The sequence below is a fragment of the Pseudomonas sp. LS1212 genome (assembly GCF_024741815.1).
GTDB lineage: Bacteria > Pseudomonadota > Gammaproteobacteria > Pseudomonadales > Pseudomonadaceae > Aquipseudomonas.
In genome coordinates, this window is the sequence record NZ_CP102951.1 from 610,642 (window position 1) to 636,700 (window position 26,059).

At 62.3% G+C, this 26,059-nt stretch carries 21 protein-coding genes; 7 read left to right on the plus strand and 14 right to left on the minus strand.

Features of this window, described 5'->3' with window-relative positions; translation table 11 throughout:
- Window positions 1-73 precede the first annotated feature (73 nt).
- From cobG to cobJ, 4 genes are read left to right on the plus strand one after another with little or no spacing between them, the layout of a single operon-like run.
- On the plus strand, window positions 74-1,414 hold the full coding sequence (gene cobG / locus NVV94_RS02770; RefSeq protein WP_309304278.1) for a precorrin-3B synthase: 1,341 nt from the start codon (window positions 74-76) through the stop codon (window positions 1,412-1,414).
- Window positions 1,407-2,033 carry a precorrin-8X methylmutase gene (locus NVV94_RS02775; RefSeq protein ID WP_258445734.1) on the plus strand — a complete coding sequence of 209 codons (627 nt, stop codon included), beginning with the start codon at window positions 1,407-1,409 and terminating at the stop codon, window positions 2,031-2,033. Before cobG ends, NVV94_RS02775 begins: the two co-directional genes overlap by 8 nt.
- Entirely contained in the window at window positions 2,033-2,764 is a 732-nt protein-coding gene (locus NVV94_RS02780; RefSeq protein ID WP_258445735.1) for a precorrin-2 C(20)-methyltransferase, read from the plus strand. Before NVV94_RS02775 ends, NVV94_RS02780 begins: the two co-directional genes overlap by 1 nt.
- Window positions 2,761-4,461 carry a precorrin-3B C(17)-methyltransferase gene (gene cobJ, locus NVV94_RS02785; protein ID WP_258445736.1) on the plus strand — a complete coding sequence of 567 codons (1,701 nt, stop codon included), beginning with the start codon at window positions 2,761-2,763 and terminating at the stop codon, window positions 4,459-4,461. The genes NVV94_RS02780 and cobJ overlap by 4 nt, the downstream gene beginning before the upstream one ends.
- Before the next feature lie 133 nt (window positions 4,462-4,594).
- On the opposite strand, the gene NVV94_RS02790 is transcribed toward cobJ, so the two are convergent.
- From NVV94_RS02790 to NVV94_RS02855, 14 genes are all read right to left on the minus strand, one after another.
- Window positions 4,595-5,191: a MarC family protein gene (locus tag NVV94_RS02790; protein ID WP_258445737.1), complete on the minus strand. Its 597-nt coding sequence runs from the start codon at window positions 5,189-5,191 to the stop codon at window positions 4,595-4,597.
- Window positions 5,192-5,275: 84 nt separating this feature from the next.
- Complete coding sequence (locus tag NVV94_RS02795; protein WP_258445738.1) at window positions 5,276-8,050, minus strand: hybrid sensor histidine kinase/response regulator; 2,775 nt, start codon at window positions 8,048-8,050, stop codon at window positions 5,276-5,278.
- Window positions 8,051-8,153: 103 nt separating this feature from the next.
- Complete coding sequence (gene purD, locus NVV94_RS02800; RefSeq protein ID WP_258445739.1) at window positions 8,154-9,449, minus strand: phosphoribosylamine--glycine ligase; 1,296 nt, start codon at window positions 9,447-9,449, stop codon at window positions 8,154-8,156.
- A gap of 155 nt (window positions 9,450-9,604) precedes the next feature.
- Window positions 9,605-11,212, minus strand: a complete 1,608-nt coding sequence (purH, locus tag NVV94_RS02805; RefSeq protein WP_258445740.1) for a bifunctional phosphoribosylaminoimidazolecarboxamide formyltransferase/IMP cyclohydrolase — start codon at window positions 11,210-11,212, stop codon at window positions 9,605-9,607.
- Between the two features lie 84 nt (window positions 11,213-11,296).
- Window positions 11,297-11,617 carry a DNA-binding transcriptional regulator Fis gene (gene fis, locus NVV94_RS02810; RefSeq protein WP_258445741.1) on the minus strand — a complete coding sequence of 107 codons (321 nt, stop codon included), beginning with the start codon at window positions 11,615-11,617 and terminating at the stop codon, window positions 11,297-11,299.
- Complete coding sequence (gene dusB / locus NVV94_RS02815; protein ID WP_258445742.1) at window positions 11,614-12,627, minus strand: tRNA dihydrouridine synthase DusB; 1,014 nt, start codon at window positions 12,625-12,627, stop codon at window positions 11,614-11,616. The genes fis and dusB overlap by 4 nt, the downstream gene beginning before the upstream one ends.
- A 154-nt stretch (window positions 12,628-12,781) precedes the next feature.
- Entirely contained in the window at window positions 12,782-14,062 is a 1,281-nt protein-coding gene (locus tag NVV94_RS02820) for a DUF3426 domain-containing protein (RefSeq protein WP_258445743.1), read from the minus strand.
- Between the two features lie 40 nt (window positions 14,063-14,102).
- Complete coding sequence (gene prmA / locus NVV94_RS02825; RefSeq protein ID WP_258445744.1) at window positions 14,103-14,981, minus strand: 50S ribosomal protein L11 methyltransferase; 879 nt, start codon at window positions 14,979-14,981, stop codon at window positions 14,103-14,105.
- A 278-nt stretch (window positions 14,982-15,259) separates the two neighbouring features.
- Window positions 15,260-16,615, minus strand: a complete 1,356-nt coding sequence (accC, locus tag NVV94_RS02830) for an acetyl-CoA carboxylase biotin carboxylase subunit (RefSeq protein WP_258445745.1) — start codon at window positions 16,613-16,615, stop codon at window positions 15,260-15,262.
- A gap of 17 nt (window positions 16,616-16,632) precedes the next feature.
- Window positions 16,633-17,091: an acetyl-CoA carboxylase biotin carboxyl carrier protein gene (gene accB, locus NVV94_RS02835; RefSeq protein ID WP_258445746.1), complete on the minus strand. Its 459-nt coding sequence runs from the start codon at window positions 17,089-17,091 to the stop codon at window positions 16,633-16,635.
- An 89-nt stretch (window positions 17,092-17,180) separates the two neighbouring features.
- On the minus strand, window positions 17,181-17,633 hold the full coding sequence (gene aroQ, locus NVV94_RS02840) for a type II 3-dehydroquinate dehydratase (protein WP_258445747.1): 453 nt from the start codon (window positions 17,631-17,633) through the stop codon (window positions 17,181-17,183).
- A gap of 175 nt (window positions 17,634-17,808) precedes the next feature.
- A complete protein-coding gene (locus NVV94_RS02845) occupies window positions 17,809-19,593 on the minus strand; it encodes a protein-disulfide reductase DsbD (protein WP_258445748.1) in 1,785 nt (594 codons plus the stop codon).
- 221 nt (window positions 19,594-19,814) lie between these two features.
- A complete protein-coding gene (locus NVV94_RS02850) occupies window positions 19,815-21,776 on the minus strand; it encodes a methyl-accepting chemotaxis protein (protein WP_258445749.1) in 1,962 nt (653 codons plus the stop codon).
- Between the two features lie 108 nt (window positions 21,777-21,884).
- Entirely contained in the window at window positions 21,885-23,498 is a 1,614-nt protein-coding gene (locus tag NVV94_RS02855; RefSeq protein ID WP_258445750.1) for a PleD family two-component system response regulator, read from the minus strand.
- A 253-nt stretch (window positions 23,499-23,751) separates the two neighbouring features.
- On the opposite strand from NVV94_RS02855, the gene NVV94_RS02860 reads away from it, so the two are divergent.
- The 3 genes from NVV94_RS02860 (at window position 23,752) to NVV94_RS02870 (ending at window position 25,921) form a co-directional block, all read left to right on the plus strand.
- A complete protein-coding gene (locus NVV94_RS02860; protein ID WP_258445751.1) occupies window positions 23,752-24,825 on the plus strand; it encodes a DUF2333 family protein in 1,074 nt (357 codons plus the stop codon).
- A 3-nt stretch (window positions 24,826-24,828) separates the two neighbouring features.
- Complete coding sequence (locus tag NVV94_RS02865) at window positions 24,829-25,365, plus strand: NUDIX hydrolase (RefSeq protein ID WP_258445752.1); 537 nt, start codon at window positions 24,829-24,831, stop codon at window positions 25,363-25,365.
- A 184-nt stretch (window positions 25,366-25,549) separates the two neighbouring features.
- Window positions 25,550-25,921, plus strand: a complete 372-nt coding sequence (locus NVV94_RS02870; protein WP_258445753.1) for a translation initiation factor Sui1 — start codon at window positions 25,550-25,552, stop codon at window positions 25,919-25,921.
- Window positions 25,922-26,059 lie beyond the last annotated feature (138 nt).

A 26,059-nucleotide genomic window follows, 5' to 3' on the forward strand; every position in this document is an offset into this window, starting at 1 on the left:
GCCTTCGGACAAAGCAGGCATAATACCGCGCCTTCTACACTGAAGTGCCTTTTCCCACTTGCCGGGTGACCTTTTGAACGAGCCTTCGTCGGCCCGAACCACCTCTGATGCCCTGCGCCCCTCGGCTTGCCCGGGGTTGCTGCGTATCGTCCCGGCATTGGATGGCGGTATTTCGCGGATCAAGCTGGCCGGTGGCGCGCTCAGCGCCGCCCAGGCCGAGGCGGTGGCAGCGGCAGCCGAGCGCTACGCCGGCGGCGTGATCGAGGCGACCAACCGGGGCAACTTGCAGATCCGGGGTATCGGCGAGCAGCAGGCGCCGCTGATCGAGATGCTGTTGGCGGCGGCCCTGGGGCCGTCCCAGGCGGCGGGCGATGATGTGCGTAACCTGATGCTCAGCCCGATTGCCGGTCTTGATCGGCAGATGCTGTTCGACACTCGCCCCTTGGCCGCGCAGATACTTCACTCGCTGGAGTCGACCGTGCGCTTTCATCAGCTGTCGGCCAAGTTCGCCGTGCAGCTCGATGGCGGCGAGGGCATGGCCATGCTCGAACATCCTCATGATCTGTGGCTGTCGGCGCTGATGCTCGAAGGCAACGTCTGGCTGGCGTTCGGGCTCGCGGGTTGCCCGGCGGACGCCGCGCCAGTGGGCGCTGTACCGCTGGAGCAGGGGCATGCGCTGGTGTTGGCGGTGCTCGATCGGTTTCTCGATCTGGCCCGGCCTGATCAGGTACGCATGCGCCAGCTGTTGGCAGACGTTGGTGTCGAGGCGTTCGTGCAGCAACTTACGATTCCAGTACGCCGCGATCCAGTCGTCTTGCAATGGCGTCGCAAGCCAGCGCCAGCTGACCTGCACCTGGGGACTTATCCACAGAACGACGAGGCATTGGTCGCCATCGGCGCAGCGCCGCCGTTGGGGCGGTTGGACCCAGGCATGCTGCGCGGTGTCGCACGGCTTGCGACGAGTATGGGCGATGACAGCCTGCGCCTGACGCCCTGGCAGAGCCTGTTGCTGCCCAATATTGCAATTGAACGAGCGGCTGCTGTCCGCACCCGACTTCGCGAACTTGGCTTGCTTTGCGAGCCGGGCCAGCCCCTGGCGCGCATGGTGGCCTGCACCGGCTCTGCCGGCTGCGGTAAAGGGCTGGCCGATACCAAGGCCGATGCGCTGCGACTGGCCAAACTTCTTCAAGAGCCAGGCCCGGCCGCCAGCGTACATTTGAGCGGCTGCTCGCGTTCCTGCGCCATGGCCCATGTGGCAGCGGCGACGCTGCTGGCCGTGGCGCCTGGCCGTTATGACTTGTTTCTGCGCGCCCCCGGGCAACCGGGCTTCGGTGCCCTGCGGGCGCGCAACCTCACACTAGAAGCAGCAGGCGCATTGCTCGATGCCTGCTCACGGAGCAACCTCGATGATTGATTACATCCGCGATGGTCAGGAGATCTATCGCAATTCCTTCGCCATCATTCGTGCGGAGGCCCGGCTCGACCAGATTCCAGCGGACCTGGAAAAGCTCGCGGTGCGAGTGATCCACGCCTGCGGCATGGTCGAGGTGATCGAAGACCTGCGTTTCTCGCCAGGTGCCGGCAAGGCCGGGCGCGATGCGCTGGCGGCCGGTGCGCCGATCCTGTGCGATGCGCGGATGGTTGCCGAAGGCATTACCCGCGCACGGTTGCCGGCCAACAATCCGGTGATCTGCACCCTCAAGGACGACAACGTGCCGGAGCTTGCCCGTGAACTGGGCAACACCCGCTCGGCGGTGGCCCTGGAGTTGTGGCGGCCGCACCTGGAAGGCAGTGTGGTGGTGATCGGCAACGCCCCGACCGCGCTGTTCTATCTGCTGGAAATGATTGATGCCGGTGCACCGAAACCGGCCCTGATTCTCGGCTTCCCGGTTGGCTTTGTCGGTGCGGCGGAATCCAAGGCGATGCTCGCGGCCGATAGCCGTGGCGTGCCCTTTGTCATCATGCAGGGGCGACGTGGTGGCAGCGCCATGGCCGCCGCCGCCGTCAATGCCCTGGCCACGGAGGTCGAATAATGCAGCCGCGCGGACGTTTGCTTGGCCTGGGCGTAGGCCCCGGCGACCCGGAATTGATCACCGTCAAGGCCTTGCGCCTGCTGCGCGAGTCGCCGGTAGTCGCGTATTTCGTTGCCAAGGGCAAGAAGGGCAATGCCTTCGGCATCATCGAAGCGCACTTGCAGGACGCACAAACGCTGATGCCACTGGTGTATCCGGTGACCACCGAAGCGCTGCCGGCACCGCTCTCCTATGAGCAGGTCATCAGCGATTTCTACGACGCCGCGAGCCTGGAAGTGGCCGCGCACCTGGATGCCGGGCGCGATGTGGCGGTGATCTGCGAGGGGGATCCGTTCTTCTATGGCTCCTACATGTACCTGCACGATCGCCTGGCCGAGCGTTACCAGGCCGAAGTGATTCCGGGCGTCTGCTCCATGCTCGGTGGCGCTTCGGTGCTCGGTGCGCCGCTGGTGTACCGCAACCAGAGCCTGTCGGTGTTGTCCGGCGTGCTGCCCCATGAAGAGCTAAAGCGGCGCCTGGCCGATGCCGACGCGGCGGTGATCATGAAGTTGGGCCGCAACTTTCCCAAGGTGCGCCAGGTGCTGGCTGAAGTGGGGCTGGCCGAGCGGGCCTTGTATGTCGAGCGGGCGACCATGACCAACCAGAAGATCGTGCCGCTCGATGAGGTGGATCCGCAGTCCTCGCCGTATTTTTCATTGATCATCGTTCCCGGTGAAAGGTGGCAGGGTTGACTCGACACGCACCAGCCATTGTCATCCTTGGCAACGGCAGCCTGGCCACCGCGCGCAGGATTCAACAGCTGTATCCCGACGCCTTGATCCACGGCCTGGCCGAGCGCGTGACCGAGGCCGATCGTGCCTACCACGAGTTCGGCGCGACCCTGCGCCAGCTCTATCAACAGGACACGCCGATCATTGCCTTGTGCGCAGCCGGCATCGTCATTCGCAGCCTGGCCGGCGTGCTGCTGGAGAAGGGCGCCGAGCCGCCGGTCCTGGCCGTGGCCGAGGATGGCAGTGCCGTGGTACCACTGCTCGGGGGGCTGGGCGGGGTCAATGTGATGGCCCGGGAAATCGCTGCCGGGCTTGGCGTGGCCGCAGCGATCACCACCAGCGGCGAACTGCGTTTTGGCACCTGCCTGCTCAACCCGCCGAGTGGCTATGCACTGGCCGACCTGGAGTTGGGCAAACGCTTTGTCTCCGATCTGCTGAGTGGCGAGCACGTGAGAATCGAAGGCGATGCGCCCTGGCTCGAGAAGGCGCATTTGCCGCAGGACGCTCACGCAGCTCTGGCGATTCATGTCGGCTGCGTCGAGCGTGAGCCAGCCGCCAACGAGCTATTGATCTACCCACGCTGCGTGGTGGTAGCGGTCAGCGCCCGGCAACCGGCGTTGGCCGAAGCCGTGCGCCAGGCGCTGCAGGCGGCGAAGATCGCCTTGCCGTCGCTGGCCTGCCTGTTGGCGGCCGATGCCGACATGGCCAATGCGGCGTTGCATGAGGCCGCGCGGCAGCTGGGTGTGCCACTGCGCTTTGTCGAAAACGCTGGCAGCATCGGGCAAATGGCAGAACAGGCGGTGCCACAACTGTTGCCGCCGATCAGTGTGACACCCGATTTGGCCATTGCCGTCGCCAAGCAACCCATCGATCCGCAGCACATCGGCATGGCGCGTGGCCGCCTTGCGGTAATCGGCCTGGGGCCGGGCAGCGATGACTTGATGGCCCCGGCGGTCAAGGCCGAGCTGGCGCGGGCGACCGATGTGCTGGGGTACGAGACCTACGTGCGCATGGCCGGTCCCTTTCGTGCTGATCAGGTCCTGCACTGCACCGACAATCGCGAGGAAATGCAGCGCGCCCGGCATGCCTTCGAACTGGCGGCGCAAGGTCGTTCGGTGATCGTCGTTTCCTCGGGAGACCCTGGCGTATTCGCAATGGCCGCGGCCGTGCTCGAAGCCCTGCACGAATCCAGCGACCCGGCCTGGCATCGGGTCGATCTGCAGATCCTTCCCGGTATTTCCGCGTCGCTGGCGACGGCGGCCCAGGCCGGAGCGCCGCTGGGGCATGACTTCTGCGTATTGTCGCTTTCCGACAATCTCAAGCCTTGGGACATTATCGAAAAACGTCTGGATCTGGCGGCCCAGGCCGATCTGGCGTTGGCGTTCTACAACCCGATCTCCCGCGCTCGCCCCTGGCAGCTGGGAAGGGCGCTGGAAATCGTCGGCCGGCATCGGACACCGGACACGCCAGTCGTGCTGGGCCGCGATATCGGCCGGCCGGGGCAGACGCTGCGGGTCGTGACCCTTGGGGCATTGACGCCCGACCAGGTGGACATGCGCACGATGGTGTTGATCGGTTCGTCGACGACCTGTGTGTTCCCGCGTGCCGAGGGTGGGGAGTGGGTTTATACACCGCGTTGGTATGGCCAGAAGCCCTGAGCGCTTGTGCTCACACATTACTCTGTGGGAGCAGGCTTGCCTGCGATGGCTTCACCGCGGTGCTTCAGATAATCCGCGGTGCCTGCATCGCTGGCAAGCCAGCTCCCACAGGGGGGCATGCCAGCGATTGGTGTCAGGGCGCCATATAACCCTTGATACCGGTAAAGATGATCTGCGCCGCCAGTGCGCAGACGAACAACCCCATCAACCGGCTGACGATCTGCAGGCCCTGTTCGCCAAGGATGCGTTCGATCCGGTGAGACAGGAACAGCACCACACCGACCGTGACGCTGGCCAGGGCGATGCCAAGGATGGCGATGACCTTGTCATCCCAGTGGGGCTGGCTGACGCCCATCACCAACAATGCACCGATAGTGCCGGGGCCCACGGTGAGCGGAATGGTCAGCGGGACGATGGTCACATCCTGCTGCACGTTGTCGGTCTGCACCGCTGACTTGCCCTGGGCCATCGCCAGGGCCGAAATGAACAGTACGCTGCCGGCACCAATCCGGAAGGCATCGGCGGTGATTCCGAACACGCCGAAAATCGCCCGCCCGAACAAGTAGAGCAGTACGCTGGCAATCAGCACGCCGAGGGCTACGTTCCAGGCCAGGCGCTTGCGTTCCTTGCTCGAGTAACCACGTGTAAGGCTGATGAAGCAGGACAGGACGAAGAATGGGCTGTAAAGCACGAGCATCTTCAAGTAAACACTGAACAACACGTGGAGCATGGTCTGGGCTCGCGGATGAGATAGGCAGGGGAGAGTCTATCAGGCGATTGCGATTGGCTTCGTGCCATGGGGCAAAAGTCTGTATCAGTAGGTTTTCGCCTGGCTGGGGCCTTGCTCGCGTCTGGCAACCCAATGCTCGATCAGTTCGCGCAGTTGCGACAGCTCGATGGGCTTGGCCATGTGGCCATCCATGCCGGCCTGGCGTGCGCGTTCCTTGTGCTCGTTGAGGATATGCGCGGTGAGCGCAACCACAGGCGTGCGCTGGCGCTGGTTGCCGATTTCCCAGGCGCGCAGTTGCTGGGTCGCGGAAAACCCGTCGAGCACTGGCATCTCGCAGTCCATCAGCACCAGGTCGTAGCGCCGGGCTTTCATGGCGAGCAATGCCTCTTCGCCGTTGCTGGCGGTATCGGGCTTCAGGTTCAACTTGCCGAGCATGCCGCGAATTACCTTGGTCGAGATACTGTTGTCTTCGGCAACGAGGATCCGAAAGTCGCTGGGTACATCGATCGGCATAGTTACCGGCGTGGTGTACGGGGCTGACGGCAGGGCGCCTTTGCTGCGCTGGGTCAGTTCGTCGGCCAGCGTGGTCTTGAGGGTATAGCCGGCCACAGGCTTGGCCAGGATGCGTTTGACCCCGGCGTTGCGGGCGATGATCTTGCTCGGCGCATTGCTGATGCCGGTGAGCATGATCAGCAGGATGTCGTGGTTCAGGCTCGGGTCTTCCTTGATCTTGGCGGCCAGTTGCATGCCGGTCATGCCGGGCATGTTCTGGTCGAGCAAAACCACATCGAAATAGTCGCGCAAGTGCGCCTTGGTGCGCAGCAAGGCCAGGGCCTCCTTGCCCGATGGAACGGCACTGACATTCATGCCCCAGGCGCTGCATTGCTGGACCAGCACCTTGCGGCAGGTATCGTTGTCATCGACTACCAGCACCCGTGCACCCTTGAGCGGGCTATCGAGATCGGCGGTGGTTTGCTCCAGGCGATCAGGGTCCAGGGGCAAGGTCAGCCAGAGCGTGCTGCCCTGGTTGTTGCTCGATTTTATGCCGAACTCACCCTGCATCAGCATGATCAGTTGCTTGGCGATGACCAGCCCCAGGTGTCCGCCCAGTTTGTTGTTGGAGAGGAAGTTCTTGCTGTGCAATTCAGCCTGCATCAAGGCATCGCGCTCGGCGGCCGGCATGGGTTGCCCGCTGTCCTGGACGGCGATGCGCAGGCGTGGCCGGTCGGCGCGCTGATCCAGGGCGACCACCAGCAGGATTTCGCCTTCATCGGTTTTCTTCAGGGCGTTGTCGAGCAGGTTCAGCAGGGTCTGGCGCAGCCGTGTCGGGTCTCCGCTGATGACCCGCGGCACCTGCGGCTGGGTGAAACTGATCAGCTCGACATTCTGCTGTTCGGCCTTGGCGCGGAAGATGTTCAGGCAATCCTCGATCAGCGCATTGAGGTCGAACTGGACATCGTCGAGCTCGATCTGCCCGGACTCGAGCTTGGAAATATCGAGGATTTCATTGATCAGCGTGAGCAGTTCGTTGCCCGCACTATGGATCGTTTGCACATAGTCGCGTTGCTTGACCGACAACGGCGTCCCCAGCAACAGCTCGGTCATGCCCAGCACGCCATTCATCGGCGTACGGATTTCGTGGCTGATCTTGGCCAGGAACTCGGCTTTGGCATTGACCTCGGCGGTGCTGGCCGCCAGCGCGCGGCTGGCGCTGAAACGGGCTTCGGCGATGCTGCGCAGCCGTTCACTGACGGCAAGGTTTAGCAGCCAGCCGCTGGCACCGGTAAACGCCAGCAGTATGAGCAGCAGCCACTGGGTCGGGGTGCGGGTCAGGCCCAGCAGGGCAGGTAAGATCACCAGGCAGCCGATGTTGAAGATCAGCATCGCCACCGTGAACAGGCGGGCGGGCGGGTAACCCTTGTGCCAATGAAATGCGCCAACCAAGAGCATGCTCAGGCTGCAGAGTGCAACCAGGGCATAGGTCATGAGGTTCAGCGGCAGGGTTTCGACGAACAGCAGGAGCAAGCCACAGATACCGATCAGCAGCATTTCGTTGAGCAACAGCCGATTGAGCAAGACATGCCCGGGCTGGGTAAAGAATCGCAGGGTGAACATCAAGCCGGCCAGGGCCGCCAGCAACACGGCGAAATAGGCCGCCGGGGTTTGTGCCGGGTGCCAGAGCGTCAGCCAGGGGCCGCTCAAATGGAGCAGGATCAAGGCACTGGCGAGCATCAACAGCTGATAGACACTGAGCCAGAGGCTGCTGCTGGAGCGCGATAAGGCAAAGCGCGTCAGGTTATGCAGCACCAGCATGCCCAGGCAGCCGAACATCAGGCCGAACAACAATGGCTGACTCTGGTCGGCGGCGGCCTCGACGGCTGGCTGCAGCGTGATGCTGGGGCGCAGCTGGTGTTCCGAAACCAACCGCAGGTAGACGTCCAGAGGCTTCTGGCTGATGGGCAGGGGCAACAAGTGATCACTGCCGGGCAGGGACAGATCGTGATGGATGAGGTCGTAACCACTGCGTTGCTGCTTGAGCAGGGTATTGCCATCAAGTACGTAGAGATCGAGCCTGGCCAGGTCCGGGGCGAAGATGCGCAGCAATTGTTCTTGCTGGCCCGGTAGCAGGCGATAGTGCAGCCAGAGCGCGCTCTGGGGCCCGGCGGCGTCCAGCTGGTGGAGTTCGATGGGGCTGAACTGGTTGCGATAGCGATCCGAGCGTACGTCGCTCAGTTGCAGGGTGGCCTGATCGTCGAGCAATACCGCCCAACCACTGCCTTGCTCGGCGATTGCCGGGAGCATGCAGAGCAGGGTCAGCAGGCTGACGGTGAATCCTATGGCAATCCTGAGCCAGCGCAAGGCGGAATCCCTTCGTAGGTGAATGCCTGTGTACAAATATGCGCAGCAAGCCAAGCGGCTGGCAAGAGCGCTCGGGCAGCTTGCCAGCCGGCTGCCTGGAGACTTACTCCAGATCCTCGCCACGCTCGCGGGCAATGGCACGATAGCCAATGTCCTTGCGGTAGAAACTACCTTCCCAGTCGATCTTGCCTGCCAGTTGGTAGGCTTGCTGTTGCGCGGCACCGACGCTTTCGCCCAATGCGGTAGCGCACAGTACCCGGCCACCGGCGACGACCACGTTACCATCCTTGAGCGCGGTACCGGCGTGGAACACTTTGCCATCCAGTGCGGCAGCAGCGTCCAGGCCGTTGATCACGGCGCCCTTGGCGTAATCGGCGGGGTAGCCGCCGGCAGCCAGGACGACGCCCAGGCTCGGGCGTGGGTCCCATTGCGCTTCGACCTTGTCCAGGGCCTGGGCAAATGCAGCCTCGACCAGCAACACAAGGCTCGACTGCAGGCGCAGCATGACCGGTTGAGTCTCAGGGTCGCCGAAGCGGCAGTTGAACTCGATGACCTTCGGATTACCGGCCTTGTCGATCATCAAGCCTGCATACAAGAAGCCAGTGTAGACGTTTCCTTCGTCGGCCATGCCGCGCACGGTCGGCCAGATCACCTGGTCCATGACGCGCTGGTGAACCTCGGCAGTCACCACTGGCGCCGGGGAGTAAGCGCCCATGCCGCCGGTGTTCGGGCCGGTATCGCCATCGCCGACGCGTTTGTGGTCCTGGCTGGTGGCCATGGGCAGGACGTTCTTGCCATCGACCATGACGATGAAGCTGGCTTCTTCGCCATCGAGGAACTCTTCGATCACCACGCGCGAGCCGGCGTCACCGAAGGCATTGCCGGCGAGCATGTCGCGCACGGCATCTTCGGCTTCGGCCAGGGTCATGGCAACGATCACGCCCTTGCCGGCGGCCAGGCCGTCGGCCTTGATCACGATCGGCGCGCCTTTCTCACGCAGATAGGCCAGTGCAGGCTCGATCTCGGTGAAGTTCTGGTAGTCGGCGGTCGGGATCTTGTGGCGTGCCAGGAAGTCCTTGGTGAAGGCCTTGGAGCCTTCCAGCTGAGCGGCACCGGCGGTCGGGCCGAAGCAGTCCAGGCCACGGCTGCGGAACAGGTCGACGACGCCGGCAACCAGCGGTACTTCCGGGCCGACGATGGTCAGGGTGACATTCTTCTCGGCAAAATCGGCAAGCTGCTCCAGGGCCAGGACGTCGATGGCGACGTTCTCGCACTTGGCTTCAATGGCGGTGCCGGCGTTGCCCGGTGCGACGAAGACCTTCTCGACGCGCGGGTCCTGTGCGACTTTCCAGGCCAGGGCGTGTTCACGTCCACCGCTGCCGATGATCAAAACATTCATGTCAAAAACCTCGATGAAGCGAATTCGGGATGGGATGCGTCACTCTGTAGCCGCTGCCGTAGGCTGCGCTGAGGCCCGTCAGGGGCTCCTGCGTTCGACTGAACTGCGACCGCTTTGCGGTCGAGCGCAGCCTTCGGCAGCGGCTACATGGTCCATCAGTGACGGAAATGACGCATTCCAGTGAACACCATTGCGATACCGGCTTCATCGGCAGCAGCGATGACTTCCGCATCACGCATCGAGCCACCCGGCTGGATCACCGCGGTGATACCGGCCTTGGCCGCGTTGTCGATGCCGTCGCGGAACGGGAAGAACGCATCCGAAGCCATGACCGCGCCTTGTACCTGCAGGCCGGCGTGCTCGGCCTTGATCGCAGCGATGCGGGCCGAGTTGACGCGGCTCATCTGGCCGGCGCCAACGCCGATGGTCTGGCGGTTCTTGGCGTAGACGATAGCGTTGGACTTGACGAACTTGGCCACTTTCCAGGCGAAGATCAGGTCATGGATTTCCTGTTCGGTCGGTGCGCGCTTGGTCACCACTTTCAGGTCGTCGGCACCGATCATGCCGATATCGCGGCTCTGAACCAGCAGGCCGCCATTGACGCGCTTGTAATCCCAGGCAGCAGCGCGGTCAGCCGACCACTGGCCGCAGGCCAGCAGGCGCACGTTGGCTTTGGCGGCGACCACGGCACGCGCCTCGATGCTCACGCTTGGGGCGATGATCACTTCGACGAACTGACGCTCGACGATGGCCTTGGCGGTTTCGGCGTCCAGCTCACGGTTGAAGGCGATGATGCCGCCGAATGCCGACTCGGTGTCGGTGGCGTAGGCCAGTTCGTAAGCCTGGCGGATGCCGCCTTCGGCGTCAGGGCTGACGGCAACGCCGCACGGGTTGGCGTGCTTGACGATGACGCAGGCAGGCTTGACGAAGCTCTTCACGCATTCCAGCGCGGCGTCGGTGTCGGCCACGTTGTTGAACGACAGTTCCTTGCCTTGCAACTGGGTTGCGGTGGCGATGCCGACTTCGGCAGGCTTGGCTTCCACGTAGAACGCCGCGCTCTGGTGCGGGTTCTCGCCGTAGCGCATTTCCTGGGCCTTGATGAACTGGCTGTTGAAGGTGCGCGGGAATTCGCTGCGGCCGGAGGTCGACAGGGTTTCGGCGGCCTGGTCAACGGTGCCCATGTAGTTGGCGATCATGCCGTCGTAGGCAGCGGTGTGCTCGAAGGCCTTGAGCATCAGGTCGAAGCGCTGAGCGTAGGTCAGGCCACCGGCCTTGAGGCTTTCCAGCACCTGGCCGTAGTCGCTGGCGTTGACAACGATGGCGACGTCCTTGTGGTTCTTGGCCGCCGAGCGGACCATGGTCGGGCCGCCGATGTCGATGTTCTCGATGGCAGTCGGCAGGTCGCAGCCGGGTTTGGAAATCGTTGCTTCGAAGGGGTAGAGGTTGACGGCGACCAGGTCGATCGGCTTGATCCCGTGCTCGCTCATGATGGCGTCGTCGATGCCGCGACGGCCGAGGATGCCGCCGTGGATTTTCGGGTGCAGGGTCTTGACCCGGCCGTCCATCATTTCGGCAAAGCCGGTGTAGTCGGCGACTTCGACTGCCGAGACGCCATTGTCCTGCAGCAGCTTGAAGGTACCGCCGGTGGACAGGATTTCGACCCCGAGGGCTTCCAGTTCACGGGCGAATTCAAGGATCCCGGTCTTGTCGGAAACGCTGATCAAGGCGCGGCGGATCGGCAGGCGGGTAGTCTGGTCGGTCATTTCAGTTTCCATCAAAAGCAGAGGAGTCAGCAAAAAAGGCGACCTCAATCAATGGGCGTCGCCTTTTCTGGTTTGAATGCATGCTTAAAGCAGATCGTACTGTTTGAGTTTCTTGCGCAAGGTGCCGCGGTTCAGGCCAAGCAGCTCGCTGGCCTTGGTCTGATTGCCCTTGACGTAGTTCATCACGCTTTCGAGCAACGGAGCCTCGACTTCGGAGAGCACCAGGTTGTACACGTCCGTGACGGCAGCGCCTTCCAGATGGGCGAAATAATTGTGCAGCGCCTTCTCGACACTGCCGCGAAGCGTCTGACCTTCTTCGCTCGGCGTGTTGAGGTGCTGTTTCAAATTAACGTTGTCGCTCACGGGTGTTGTTCCACTCTCTAAAGTCTCGGTCATCATCGTCATGCGGCCACCCCTTCTCCGTCCCCTGTTACCAGGCTCTTGTACCGCTCGCTGAAGAAACTGCGAACGTTGGCGCATTGCGCTTCCGTATCTTCCAAACGATTGAAATGGGCGCGAAACTCCCTGGCGCCCGGCAGGGTAGCGAGATACCAGCCGACATGCTTGCGGGCGATACGTACGCCCATGACATCGCCATAAAAGGCGTGTAGCGCGGCCAGGTGCTCCAGCAGAATGCGTTCCACTTCGTTCAATTGCGGGGTCGGCAGTGTCTCGCCGGTCCGCAGGTAATGCTCGATCTCGCGAAAGATCCACGGCCGCCCCTGGGCAGCCCGGCCAATCAACAAGCCATCGGCGCCGGTCGCCTGCAGCACGTACCGGGCTTTTTCTGCGCTGTCGATATCGCCGTTGGCGAAGACCGGAATCGACACCGACTGCTTGATGGCAGCGATGGTGTCGTATTCGGCTTCGCCGGTGTACAGGTCGGCGCGGGTCCTGCCGTGGACCGCAAGTGCTTGAATCCCGGCTTCTTCGGCGATTTTCGCGACCGTGATGCCATTTTTGTTCGACCGGTCCCAACCGGTACGAATCTTCAAGGTGACGGGCACCTCGACAGCGGCAACCACGGCGTGAAGGATTTCGCGCACCAGGTCTTCGTCTTTCAATAAAGCAGAGCCGGCAGCCTTGTTACAGACTTTTTTGGCTGGACAACCCATGTTGATATCAATGATTTGTGCACCCAGCTCGACATTAGCCCTGGCCGCTGCCGCGAGCATCTGTGCATCGCCACCGGCGATCTGTACCGAGCGCGGCTCGGGATCACCTTCGTGAATCATGCGCAGACGCGATTTGCGGCTGTTCCACAGGCTCATGTCGCTGCTGACCATTTCCGAGACCACCAACCCTGCGCCCAGCCGTCGGCATAACTGACGAAAGGGCTGGTCCGTAACCCCTGCCATGGGGGCAAGGATCAAAGCGTTCTGCAGTGTGTATGGGCCGATGCGTACCGCCGACATAGGTGTTCCCTGTTGTGGGGCCGGATCATTAGAGTTCGAAAAAAGGGTTGGCATAATACCCGCTCTCGAAGACCGGATAAAGGTCGATTTGGATAAAATCTGAACAGTTATGGGCTTATGCCAGTCGGTTTGGTCCGGTAGTGCGGGGGGGCAGCTATTCCGGGGAACGGAAGCTGAGGCTGTAGTTCACAGCCTTCGGGCCCGGGTCGAGGATGTCCAGGGCGATGTGGATGGGAGTTTGCGGTGGCATCTCGGCCTTGCCGACCAGGTCGCCACTGAGGTATTCGCCGGGTTTGAAGCGACGGCTGGCGATCAGCTGGCCGTTAAGGTCGGCAAAGCGCAGCTCCAGCAACGGGAAAGGTTGCGAGAACGTCGCCCGGTTGTAGATGATCGCATCGACGATCAGGGCCCCTTTGAATTCGGGATGGCTGCGCACCACCAGATTGCTGCTCTTGATCAGCGCAATGTCGACCTTCGACGGTACGGTGCAGCCAATTTTCGGGCACAGTTGCTGGAACCAGGGGCGGTATTGATCCTGGCGCGCCAGTTCGTCGAAGTGATACCAGATGTATTGACCGGCCAGCGCGGCGGCGGCGAGCAGAATCAGCAGGAGCCACAGCAGTCGACGCCCCCATGGGCTGCGGCGCTTCTGCCAGTCCAGTTGCAACGGATCGTCGACCAGGTCGTTCAGGGCGTCGTCATGCAGCGCCGGTTCGTTGCGCGAGTGTTTTTCACGCGACCTGACGGGCTCGGGTTCGTGGTGCTCGTCCTGATCGAGATCGTCGTGGCTATCGAGCGCCGAGAAGTGCTCGCGGGACTCATGCCGGCTGGGAGGGGCGTCCGGGTGCAGCGGTGCGGCCTGCGGGGCTTCATCCAGATCGAGGGTGTCGAGCGAGATCGACGGCTCGGTGCGCTCGTGGTGAACCGGTTCGAGGTCCTGTGGGGCTTGCTCGATGATCGGCGGCGCCGCATCGGCGACCAGCATATCCGGCGCTTCGCGTTCGCTGGCCGGCTCGCTGAACAGGCTGTCGGGCCAGGTTTCCTCGGTATCGGGGGTGTCGCGCTGCGCACTCAGCGAGTCTTCACGCGGTACCTGCGCATGGGTAAACACCATGGTCGGCTGGATTTCGCGTTGTTCCAGCTTGGCCAGTTCGCCATCCAGGTCGAGCTCGTCCAGATCGAGGTCGGCAGCAGACCATTCACGCTGGCCGACGGGAGGCTGCTGTTCAGGTGCCTGGTCAGCGGCGGGCGGCGGCAACGGTGCAGGCGGTTGGGCTTGATCGGTCGCACTTTGCTCGAGCAACTGCCGCGCAGCATTGAACACTCGCAGGCAGGCGCCACAGCGCACCACCCCGCGCGCCACACTCAATTGGTTGTGGCTGACGCGGAAGCTGGTCTGGCAATGAGGACACTGGGTGACGAAACTGTCGGTCATGCGGCAATCCGGGTTGTGCAGACGACCATTCTAGGCGCTCTCAGCGACGACGACCACTGATGCGTACCCAACCGTCGCGATTGGCGATCGGGTCCAGCTCGAAGTCCTTGGCATAAGCGGCAGCGACTTCGTCGCCTTGCTCGGCCAGGATGCCCGAAAGTGCCAGGCGACCGCCTGGCTTGACCAGGCTCGACAATTGCGGCGCTAGTGAGACCAGCGGGCCTGCCAGAATGTTGGCGACCAGCACGTCGGCCTGCACCTGCGGCAGTTGCTCCGGAAGGTACAGAGGGAAGCGTTCTTCGGCGATGTGGTTGCGCCCTGCGTTGTCGCGGGAGGCCTCCAGGGCCTGGACGTCGATATCGGTGCCTACGGCTTGTTTGGCGCCCAGCAGCAGGGCGGCAATGGCCAGGATGCCCGAGCCGCAGCCGAAATCCAGTACGTCGCAACCCTTCAGGTCCTGGCCATCGAGCCATTCCAGGCACAGGGCGGTGGTCGGGTGGGTGCCGGTGCCGAATGCCAGGCCCGGGTCGAGCAGCAGGTTGACGGCATCAGGTTCGGGGGCGGCGTGCCAGCTTGGCACGATCCACAGGCGCTGGCCGAAGCGCATGGGCTGGAAGTTGTCCATCCAGCTGCGTTCCCAATCCTGGTCTTCAATCACTTCGCTGTGATGTTCCGGCAGCGGGCTGCCGGTCAGCAATTCCAGGTGGGCCAGGACGCTGGCGGCTTCGGTGCCGCCTTCGAACAGGGCCAGCAAATGGGTATGCGACCACAGTGGCGTGGTGTTCAGTTCAGGTTCGAAAATCGGCTGGTCTTCGGCATCCATGAAGGTTACCGAAACAGCGCCGACTTCCAGGAAGGCGTCTTCGTAGGTTTCGGCTTGTTCCGGGCTGATGGCCAGACGTACTTGCAGCCAAGGCATGGCGGGCACCTTTGAATAATTACAGGGCGGGGATGAGCCGCGAAAGCCGATCAGTTTACAAGACCGGGCGGTTAAACACGAATGCTGCCGTGGAATGTGCAAGGCAAAAAAGGTTCACGACCGCTTCGCGCTCGAGCGCAGCCTGCGGCAGCGGCTACAACGCCGGACCCTGTAGCCGCTGCCGCAGGCTGCGCTCGAGTGCGAAGCGGTCGCAAAATATCAAGGCCAAAAAAAGCCCCCGGCCGAGGCCGAGGGCTTTGTGCTGCTGCAACTCGAACTTACTCCTGGCTAGCCAGTTTGTGTTCCAGATAGTGAATGTTGACACCACCTTTGCAGAAGCCTTCGTCACGAACCAGGTCGCGGTGCAGCGGGATATTGGTCTTGATCCCGTCGACAACGATTTCGTCCAGCGCATTGCGCATGCGCGCCATGGCTTCGTCACGGTCCTTGCCGTAAGTGATCAGCTTGCCGATCAACGAGTCATAGTTCGGCGGTACGGCATAGCCACTGTACAGGTGCGAGTCGACGCGAACGCCATTGCCGCCTGGTGCGTGGAAATGCTTGACCGTGCCGGGGCTCGGGATGAACTTCTTCGGGTCTTCGGCGTTGATCCGGCATTCCAGGGCGTGACCGCGGATAACCACGTCTTCCTGGGTGTACGACAGCTTGTTGCCAGCGGCGATGCTGAGCATCTCCTTGACGATGTCGATGCCAGTGACCATTTCCGATACCGGGTGTTCTACCTGCACGCGAGTGTTCATCTCGATGAAGTAGAAGTGGCCGTTCTCGTAGAGGAACTCGAAGGTGCCGGCGCCACGGTAGCCGATCTCGATGCAGGCGCGCACGCAGCGGTCGAAGACTTCCTGACGGGCTCTTTCGTCGATGCCTGGTGCTGGCGCTTCTTCCAGGACCTTCTGGTGACGGCGCTGCAGGGAGCAGTCACGGTCGCCCAGGTGAATGGCGTGGCCCTGGCCGTCGGAAAGGACCTGGACTTCCACGTGACGTGGGTTGGTCAGGAACTTTTCCAGGTAGACCATCGGGTTGCCGAACGCGGCACCGGCTTCGCTGCGGGTCAGCTTGGCCGAGGCGATCAGGTCCTCTTCCTTGTGCACCACGCGCATGCCGCGACCACCGCCGCCGCCAGCGGCCTTGATGATCACCGGGTAGCCGACCTGACGGCCGATCGCCAGTGCGGTTTCTTCGTCTTCAGGCAGCGGGCCATCGGAGCCCGGAACGGTCGGAACACCCGCTTTGATCATCGCGGCCTTGGCCGATACCTTGTCGCCCATCAGGCGAATGGTGTCGGCTTTCGGGCCGATGAAGGCAAAGCCGGATTTCTCGACCTGCTCGGCGAAGTCGGCGTTTTCCGCCAGGAAGCCATAACCCGGGTGGATCGCCGTGGCACCAGTCACTTCGGCGGCGGCGATGATCGACGGAATGTGCAGGTAGGATTGAGCGGCTTGCGCCGGACCGATGCAGACCGATTCGTCGGCCAGGCCCAGGTGCATCAGTTCCTTGTCGGCCTTGGAGTAAACTGCGACGGTCTTGATGCCCAGCTCTTTACAGGCACGCAAAATCCGCAGGGCAATTTCACCGCGGTTGGCGATCAGAACTTTTTCCAACTTCGCAGACATCGTTGGCTCTCCGCGGTTCAAACGATGGTGAACATCGGTTGGTCGTACTCAACCGGCTGGCCGTCTTCGACGAGGATGGACTCGATCACGCCGCTGGTTTCGGCTTCGATGTGGTTCATCATTTTCATCGCTTCGACGATGCACAGGGTGTCGCCTTTCTTCACGCTCTGGCCGACTTCAACGAAGGCTGGCGAGCTAGGCGAAGCCTTGCGGTAGAAGGTGCCGACCATCGGCGAACGGGCCACGGTGCCGTTCAGTTTCGGTGCGGCAGGCGCTTCGGCAGCGGCAGCAACCGGTGCTGGTGCGGCGGCAGCTACAGGGGCTGCGGCAACCGGGGCCGGTGCGTAGTACTGCTGGGCCGGAGTCTTGCTGTGGCGGCTGATCCGTACGGATTCTTCGCCTTCACGGATCTCGAGCTCGTCGATGCCGGATTCTTCCAGCAGTTCGATCAATTTCTTAACTTTACGAATATCCATTAATCATCAACTCCCAAGGGTCGGTCAGGGGCGTAAGCTGTGTATTCAAACTTTCTCGTGTGCCTCGTCTTGTGACCAGGCTCTCGAAATCAGGGCTTTGCAGTTGCTGCCAGTTGCTCCAGGGCGGCTTCCAGGGCCAGTCGATAACCACTGGCGCCGAGACCGCAGATCACGCCTACCGCGACATCCGAAAAGTAGGAGTGGTGGCGAAATGGCTCGCGTTTGTGCACGTTGGACAAATGCACTTCGATGAATGGGATGCTCACCGCCAGCAACGCGTCACGTAATGCGACGCTGGTGTGCGTAAAAGCTGCCGGATTGATGAGAATGAAGTCCACGCCTTCACTGCGGGCGGCATGGATCCGGTCGATCAATTCATACTCGGCGTTGCTTTGCAGATACTGCAGATGGTGACCGCCGGCGCGGGCTCTCTGCTCCAGGTCCTGGTTGATCTGGGCCAGTGTTACCGCACCGTAGACGCCCGGCTCGCGGGTGCCGAGCAGGTTCAGGTTGGGGCCATGCAATACCAGTAGGGTTGCCATCTGCGGTTCCTTCTCGAGTCTTTGCCTGTGCAATGCGCAGCGACTATGCCGGAAAGCGCCGTGCACTGTCCAGTTGCCTGCAATAGGCAGCACGATAAGCGATGTTCGCGAGAAATTTATGACTGATATGCTGAATCCGGTCATAGAGGCCGCCTGAGCGGGCAGCCCTTAGACGTTATAGACCCTGTTTGTGACGAATGCTCGTCAAATGTTCGGCAAAATCGACGGAATTTATCTCGCCAATCACTCTGGAGGACGTAATTTCGCTTCCGTTCGCCGAAAAAAACAAGAGCGCGGGTGGGCCGAACAGCTTGTAGCGATCGAGCAGGGCGCGCTGTTCGGCGTTGCTTTGGGTCATGTCGAAGCGCACCAGTCGAAACCCCTTGAGCCCGGCGAGCACGTTGGGTGCGGTCAGTACTTCATGTTCGATGACTTTGCAGCTGATGCACCAGTCGGCATACCAGTCCAGCAACACGGGTTGCCCGGCGCTTTTGGCTTCGGCCAGTACCTTATCCAGGGCTGCCGGGGTGCTGATGGTTTGCCAGTCGGTACGGGCGATGGCCGTTGCGCCTTCGCCGACCTGTGCAATCGGCGCACGGCCGAGCGGCTTGAACGGGTCGGTCTGCCCGCTGAAGGCGCCGTACCAGCTCGCCAGGGCGTAGAACAACAGGAACAGCCCCACAAGTTGCCCCAGGCGTTGTTTTGCAGGTTTGACGGTGAACTCCAGCGCACCGAGGAAAATCCCGACGCCGGCAGCGAGCAGGCCCACCAGCAGCAGCGTGACCTGGCCGGGCAGCACACGGCTGAGCAAGCCGATCGCCAGGCCCAGCAGCAGCACGCCAATGGCATTTTTGACGGTTACCAGCCAAGGGCCGCTCTTGGGCAGCCAGGATGCGCCGCCGGTGGCGACCAGTAACAGCGGGGCGCCCATGCCCAGGCCCAGCGTGAACAGCTTGAGCGCGCCCCCCGCAGCATCGCCGCTGGCACTGATATAGAGCAGGGCACCGGCCAGTGGTGCCGAGACGCAGGGTGAAACCAGCAGGCTGGAAACCACGCCCAATACCGCGGCGCCCAGCAGCGAGCCACCGCGAGTGTGCCCCGCGACCCATTCCAGGCGCGAGCTGATGGCATGTGGCAGTTTCAATTCGAAGAGGCCGAACATGGCCAGGGCGAAAATCACGAAGAACAGAGAGAATGGCACCAGTACCCAGGCCGATTGCAGGCGTGCCTGCAGGTTCAGTTCGGCACCGAACAGCCCCATCAGCGCCCCCAGCAGGGCAAAGCACGCCGCCATGGGCAACACATACGCCAGCGACAGGCTGAGCCCGCGCAGACCGCCGACTTGCCCGCGAAGCACCACGCCGGAAAGGATCGGCAGCATCGGCAGCACGCAAGGGGTGAACGTAAGGCCGAGCCCGGCGAGGAAGAACAGCGCCAGCTCTTTCCAGGTCCAGCCCTGGGTGGCAGGTGCGGCAGCGATAGTGAAGGCACCTTTGCCCTCGATGATCAGGCGCTCGGTTTCCGGTGGGTAGCACAGCCCTTTGTCGGCGCAGCCCTGATAGGTCACGGCCAGGGTGAAGGGGCGCTGGTCGTTGGCGGTGCGGGGCAGGTCGACGTCGAGAATGCCGCGGTAGACCTCGACGTCGCCGAAGAATTCGTCACGCTTCTGTTCGCCCGTTGGCAGTTGCGCAGTGCCCAGGGCGATGTCGGCAGGCTCGGTGTGGAACTGGAAGCGGTGCCGGTAGAGGTAGTAGCCCTCGCTGGCGACGAAGCGCAACTTGATCGTCTGAGCATCGCTTTGCACCAGGCTGAGCTTGAAGGCCTCGCGCACCGGCAGGAAATCGTCGCTGTTGTTGAGCGGCGCGCCACCAAGCGTCGCGCTGGGGCGGCTGTCAAGCAGGCCGGCGCCGAAGGCAGGCAGGGCCAGGACCAGAAACAGGAGGCAAAGCAGGCGGCGCATGGCAATCTCGCGAAACAGAAGTGAGCCCATGATAGCGGAGTGCGGCGGAGTCTGCAGGAGGCGGGGTTGTAAGTGAGGGTTTCTCAAGGGGTGGGCTTTGCTTTGTCTGCTCGGGCGTCATCGCTGGCAAGCCAGCTCCCACAGTGATTTGTGTCGAACCAGATATCTCTGGGTTCCGGGACCTTGTGGGAGCTGGCTTGCCAGCGATGACGCCCTGAAGGTCAAACCCGGAAAGCCTGCACCGCCGTATGCAACTGCCCCCCCAGCACCAACAACTGTTCCCCCTCATGCCGCCCCTCGCCAATACGCTGCAGGTTATCGGCACCCAACTCGTGAATGCGTTCGCTGTGATCCCGGATCTCGCTGACCGCTCCACTCTGATACGCCGTCGCGTCGGCGATGCGTACGGCTGTTTCGGCGATCGTCTGGATCGCGGCGACGATCTCGTCCAGCGCGCCGTCGGCTGCCTGGGCCTTGCTCGCGGTCGCTTCGGCATGTTCGACCTGGGCGCGCATGCCCTCCACCGATTGCCGTGCGGCCTGTTGCAGGCTGGCAATCAGTGCCTGGATCTCGCCGGTAGCGCCTGCGGTGCGTTGGGCCAGCGAGCGGACCTCCTCGGCGACCACGGCAAAGCCGCGGCCCATTTCGCCGGCGCGAGCAGCCTCGATGGCAGCGTTCAGGGCCAGCAGGTTGGTCTGATCGGCAATTGAACGAATCACCGTCAGGACCCCGCCGATCGTCGCCGACTCTTCGGCCAATCGTTCGATCATTTGCGCATTGCCTTGTACTTCGCCCACCAGTGCATGCAGCCCGGTCAGGCTCTGGCCGATCACGGCCTGGCCCTGCTGCACTGCTCGACCGGCATCGCGGCTGGCATCGGCAGCCTGGCTGGCGTCACCGGCGACCTGCTGGATGGTCGCCTCCAATTCGCCCAGCGCATCGCGGATCTGCGCTGTGTCCCCGGCCTGGCGTTCGGCGCCGTTGTGCAGGCCGCTGCTCAGGTCGGCCAATGCGCGGCTGCTGCCGGCCACTTGTTCGGCGTTGCTGCGGATCGTCCCGACCAGATCGACCAGGTAATCGCGCAGGCGGTTCAACGACTCCTGAATGTCATGCATCTCGCGATTGGTGGCTCCCAGGGCAATCGGGCGGCTGAAGTCGCCTTCGGCCCATTGCGAGAGTGCTGGCGCCAGATGGGTCAGCACCCGGGCCAGGCGACGCTGCAGGGTGTCTATCAACAAAGCGATCAGCAGGATCAGGGCAATCATTACGCTCTGGATGACTCGCACCTCACTTTGGATCCGACCGTGCTGGCTGCGCACTTCGGGCTCCAGGCCCGCGATGGCCGATTGCACGGCAGCGATCCGGTCAACGGCGCGGGCACCCAACTCGGCTCGACGCTGGATCTGCTCGCGGGTACGGTTCAATTCGGCGGGGTAGCGGTTGAGCAGGCTGTGCAGCTGGCGCTTGAGGTCTACGCCGGCATCCTGTGTTTCGGTTTTCGCGTCGCTCTGCAGCCCCATCATGGCGGCGAAATCATCGGCGCTGGATTCGAGACTGGCTGTGACTCCCAGCAGCGGCAGGGTTTCGAGGGCTTGCGCATGGCCGACGATGGCCGACAACTCACGCTCGACATCGCTGGCCAGTTCGCTGCGTCCGCTGCTGACCAGCTTTTCCCGGGCCAGCGACAAGCGCGCCAGATGCTGCGCGGCGCCGAACAGCGGCGGTTGGTAGCGAGCCGCATCGGGGTTGCCGCTGCCCTGGGCATATTGCGCCAACTGCTCGAGGCTGGCGCCGATTTCGCGTTCGGCCTGCAGCAGCAGGACCTGGGGGTCGCCTGCCAGCTTGCCGGCGGCGAGCAGGTCGGTACTGCTGAATACCTGCAGGGATTCCAGGCTTGGGCGTATCCGTTCGGCCAGCGCCAAAGGCAGCTCGGTGCTTTCCTGCTGCAGCGCGGCAATGGCCTGCAGGGCATTGCTGTGACGCAGCGCATCGCCACTGCCCAGGTAGTCCTGAATGTTGCGGGCAACCTGATCCTGAAACTGTTGCGACAGTCCCAGATAGCGTTCCATCAACAGATAGGGACGCTCCAGCGCCCGTTGCGACCACCAGAGCGTGGCGCCCAAAGCGATGCAGACGGTGACCAGCAACAGGGTGTTGAAATTGGTGAGGAGTTTCAGGCGCATGCGTGGGTTCTACCAACGACCGAATGGTAAGTGCCTGAAGTTATTGCGTTTTAATGACAGGGTTATGACGACGACAGCGCTGGGTGAAAAAATAGTAGCAGTTGGCCTCTAGTCGGCGCGCCTGATTCGGTTGCGTCCGCCGCTCTTGGCTCGATAAAGCGCTTCATCGGCCAGGCTGGCCATGAGCAGGCTGTCCATGCCTTCGCACAGCTGCACGACACCGGCGCTGAAGGTGCACGACAGGTCGCGCGGTTGGGCAGGGTAATGAATTTCGGCGAAGCGCTGGCGAATTTCGTCCAGAACGTTGTAGGCCGCTGTCAGGTCCGTGTCGGGCATGACGATGGCGAATTCTTCGCCGCCATAGCGGCCAATGAAGTCCGTCTTGCGCAAGCGTTGTTTCAGAAACAGGGCCAGGCTCTTGATGACGCGATCGCCCATGGGATGGCCGTGGCTGTCGTTGACCTTTTTGAAATGGTCGATATCGAGCATGGCAAAGCTCAGCGGCTTGTTTTCGCGCCTGGCGCGGTAGCTGCAGTCTTCGAGCAGTTGCAGGATATGCGTGTGGTTGTACAGGCCCGTGAGGCTGTCGCGGACCATCCGGGCCTTGAGGTTGCGCGCCCGTGAGGCGCGGTTGCGTACGGTAGTGATGAGGTGGCGCGGCTGGATCGGCTTGGTCAGGAAGTCGTCGCCGCCTTCGCTCATGGCGTCGAGCTGTTTTTCCAGATCGTCTTCGGCCGACAGGTAAATGATCGGTACGCTGACGTAGCGATCGTTGTGGCGGATGACCTTGGCCAGCTCCGTACCGGTGCAGGCAGGCATGTACATATCGAGAATGATCAGGTCGGGCTGGAAGTCGGCCAGTTCGGCCATGGCCCGGATTGGATCGATCAGTGTCTGCGTGACGAACCCGGCGTTGTTGAGCAGGCGTTCGGTGTGCAGCGCCTGGGCCCTGGAGTCGTCGATGATCAGCACCTTGAAGGGTTCGTACTGCGCAACGCAGGTAAGGGCCTCGACTTTCTCCAGCAGGCTGGAGGCTTCAAGGGCGCCGGTCAGGAATTCCTGGGCGCCGGCTCGCACCGCGGCCAGGCGGGTCGGAGTATCGGTTTCATGCAGGCTGAAGAACAGCAGTGGCAGTTTTTGCTCCAGGCCCTCCTGTGCCTGCGCCGCCAGCGTCAATCCCAGGCCGGGGCCGCAGAAGTCGACGTCCATGACGATCGCCGCTGGAAGTCCTTCGGCCATGGAAGCACGAAAGGCCGCTACACTCTTGAGCGACTGGGCGCACAGGCCGAAAAACTCCAGTTGTTTGGCCAGGCGGTCGCCCCGCTCATGGTCCTGCAACATCAGGTAGATTGGTTTACGCAGGGGCGGTAGCGGGGTTTGCTCCAGTTGATCGCCCTGGCGCAGGCCGGTGCGTGACAGCCGTTGCATCAAGCGATTGAACTCATGGATCAACTCGCTGCTCAGCCGCCCGTGATTGTCTTCGACGGCCAGTAGCGTCTGGCCGATGGTATGCGCCAACCGTATGTGTTCGGGTTGCTCGAAACGTTCAGCGAACCTCAGCAGTCGAAGATTGGCTTGCGAGAGCTCGGTCAGGTCGCTTGCGGCCCCTTCGCTGCGCTGCAGGCGCTGCCAGATCTCAAGAAGTTGACGAGCTTGATGAATGACCCGCTGGGCAAAGTGATGCTTGAGACGCTCACGGTTGGGATCTTCTGGCTCGGTCATATCCTGACTACTGGTTAGGGTGAGGCTGAGGTCGAGTGGTGGCTCTATGCTAGCAGCTCTTTTCATTCTAACGAGTTCCGTACGTCAATAAACTGCCAACCCGCGCCATTCATTTTGTGACCGATGAGTCGCTTATGCTTGCGCGGGCGCTTCCTTTATAGTGCAGAACTCCTGTGGCAATCCCTGAGGCACGAAGCAGTGGGGTTGCGGTCGAAACATTGAATTGAACTGACGTGATCGAAAGGACATAGCCATGCTGGACTGGAAAAACCGTACAGGCAAACCGCAGGCGCGAGAGCGCGTCGATGCCAGAGGGGCCGGAGCACGCAGTTACTTCAGTGGATTGTTGCTCAGTCGCGCGCTTGGTACGTTGCTGTTCCTGTACCTTTTGGTGGCAGCCATTGTGGGTTGGTACTGGAGCGCCGAGCCCGATCTGTTCCCGGTGCAGCAGAATGCACAAATGGCTGCGGAGCGGGCGAACAAGCCCATGGTGGTCGGCTATACCACCGTGGAAACGCTCAAGACCGTCGCCGGTACGCTGTTGAACAAACCTGGCGGCTACATTTCCAACGACCGTTTTCCGCCAGGGCTGTGGATGGACAACATGCCCAGCTGGGAGTACGGCGTGCTGGTCCAGGTGCGTGACCTGAGCCGTGCCTTGCGCAAGGACTTTGCCCGTTCCCAGTCGCAGTCGACCGAAGACGCCGACCTGGCCAAGGCCGAACCGCGTTTCAACTTCGACAACAAGAGCTGGATCCTGCCGTCCAGCGAGTCGGAGTTCCAGGAGGGCATCAACTCCCTGACCCGCTATCAGACACGCTTGTCTGCACAGGATCAGAAAAACGCCCTGTTCTATACCCGCGCCGATAACCTGAACAACTGGCTGGGTGATGTCGCCACGCGGCTGGGTTCGTTGTCGCAACGACTGTCGGCCAGTGTCGGGCGGGTCAAGCTCAACAGCAGCTTGAAGACCGATACCTTCACACCGGGGCAGGTACCTCAGGTGGACGAGGAAGTGGTGGAAACCCCGTGGCTGCAAATCGATAACGTCTTCTATGAAGCCCGTGGCCAGGCCTGGGCACTGTCGCACCTGCTGCGGGCCATCGAAGTCGATTTCGCCGACGTGCTGGCCAAGAAGAACGCCACCGTCAGCGTGCGCCAGATCATTCGTGAGCTGGAAGCATCGCAAGAGTCGCTGTGGAGCCCAATGGTGCTCAATGGCAGCGGCTTCGGGGTATGGGCCAACCACTCGCTGGTCATGGCCAACTATGTTTCCCGGGCCAACGCGGCGGTCATCGACCTGCGTCAACTGTTGTCGCAGGGTTGAGGCATGCCGATATCAGCTACCGAGGCCGCGCATCGCGCCGCCTCCGATGCCGAAACCATCGCCTGGGTCGATGAGCAGGACCAGCCCTTGGGCGCCTTGCCCAGGGCCGAGCTGCGTGAGCGTGGCCTGATCGGCCGGGGGACCTATATTCTGCTGTTCAACTCCGCCGGCGAGCTCTGCGTGCACCGGCGGACTCTGAGCAAGGCGATCTATCCCGGTTACTGGGACGTGGCCGCTGGCGGAATGGTCCAGGCCGATGAAAGCTATGCCGAGTCGGCGGCGCGTGAGCTCGAGGAAGAGCTGGGGGTCGCTGGCGTCGAGCTGCACGCCCATGAGCATTTCTTTTTCGACCAGCCGGGCAACCGACTCTGGTGCGCAGTGTTTTCGGCTGTCTGGGACGGGCCTTTGCGCCTGCAGCCCGAAGAAGTGATCGAAGCGCGATTCCTGCCATTGTCCGAGGCGCTGGAGGACAGCCAGCGAAGGCCATACTGCCCGGACTCCCTGGCCGCACTGAACCGATTTATCGCGAGCCAGAAATAACGTCGCGAATGCTGTGCAAAATGGCGCAGTTTTGCACTTAGCATTCACGTCATTTGTCGTTACACTGCCCGACCTTTTTCAAGCTGAAGCGGCCTTGCCCGCTTCAGTTGCGCTGCCCCTGCCAGAGTGGGGCTTCGCGGTCGGCATCGGTCGACCAGTTTCTATCCTCCCAAGAGGATCAAAGGTGGCCAAGAAAGCCGCATCCTTCGCCGCCCTGGGCGGCCTGGTGTTCTCCACCGACGCAGGTCGGCATTGTCCGGACTGTCGTCAGCCGATAGATGCCTGCATCTGTAAACAGACTGCTATCCCCGAAGGGGACGGCATTGCCCGCGTGCGCCGCGAAAGCAAAGGCCGTGGTGGCAAGACGGTCACCACCGTCAGTGGCGTGCCATTGGCGCTCGATGAGCTCAAGGAGCTTGCGACCAACCTCAAGCGTCGTTGCGGTACTGGCGGCTCGTTGAAGGACGGTGTCATCGAGATCCAGGGCGATCACGTCGAACTGCTGCTGGCAGAGCTGGTCAAACTCGGCTTCAAAGCCAAGAAGTCCGGCGGCTGATCGTTCCATTACCTCGCGTTTTGCCCTGGTCCGGTGCTCCCGGAACCGTTCGGCTGCGCGAGGCGGACAATCGTTTTCTAAACTCGATTCGAATCTGAGGGTCTACACCCCGGATTCAGGCAATCGTCATCTACATTT